The organism is Micromonospora sp. LZ34 (assembly GCF_052981855.1).
In genome coordinates, this window is the sequence record NZ_JBRIQN010000157.1 from 1 (window position 1) to 1061 (window position 1061).

The 1061-nt window shown below is 68.7% G+C and carries 1 protein-coding gene; it reads right to left on the reverse strand.

Features of this window, described 5'->3' with window-relative positions:
• Nucleotides 1-266: hypothetical protein (locus ACVCAH_RS37910; protein WP_447141016.1), on the reverse strand; the 266-nt coding region annotated here is incomplete at its 3' end.
• Between the last annotated feature and the right edge of the window lie 795 nt (nucleotides 267-1061).

Below are 1061 nucleotides of genomic sequence, written 5' to 3' on the forward strand. Positions count from 1 at the left end.
GCCGACACGTCACCGCCGGCGCGGCGTTTCGCGGCCGCGAACCACGCATCCGAGAACCGGCGCAGCACCGACCGCGCCCCGGTGGAATCGAGTTCGGCGAACGTGCCCGGCCCCGACGCCGCCAACTCCCGACACAACTCCTGGTAACCCACAAGCGGCACGTCCCGGCGGCGCCGCCGCCACGCGTTGACCTCCAACACACACGCCCACACGTCACCCGCCGAGCGCAGCAGGCCGAAACACCGCCGCCGCTGCCCCGCCGTCACCCGCAACCCCACCCGGGCCGTGCGATGCACGACCCGCGGCGCGGCAGGATCCCGACGGCGAGGCACAAACCCCAGCCAACACCACCCCTACGACAATTCCCCAACCCCGACCAACCCGGCGAACGTTAATCGCCACCGCACTAGCAGCGTCGTGACCTGGGCGGGCTGCGGGACTGCCGGCGGGATCTGCTCGGACAGCGTCGTCAAGACCGAGGTGATCGGCCAGGCTGGTTGCGGTGAAGACGTCATGAATGCACGCTAGGCAAACTCAGGTGGCAGCCGTTTCACTGCTTCGCCCCTTCGGCTCCGAGCGCGCGAGGGTAGACGTGGACGTGGAGCGGCCCCGCCAGCACCGGCACGGGTGATGTGTGTGGGGGTTCAGCAAGCGCCAGACGAGCCGCGCACTACCCACCCCAACCGTGAGGCCGTCGCCGTACGACCCGGAGCAGCAATGGTGGATGACCGACCACAATCGCCGAACTGAACGAGGCGGGACGGCGGTCTTCTCACTCGGATGTCCGTTCAGCGGCGGACCTGCTCGCCGGAGCGCGGCAACGACTTCTGCGACCTTCGGCGGCAGGTCCTCACCACCGATGAATCGGCTTACGAGGCTTTCGCTGCCTACGCGCCGCACCACCCCGTCCAGATGGTCGCAGCCGCTGCGGCTGAAGCCGCAACGTGCGGTTGCGGCGCCATAGTCGAGGTGATCAGCCGGCTTAGTGCCCCTCGCCGTTAATTCGTCGGGGTTATGCGGCGGTGGGTAGGGGACCATGGATGGCGAGGCGTTTGAGGAGC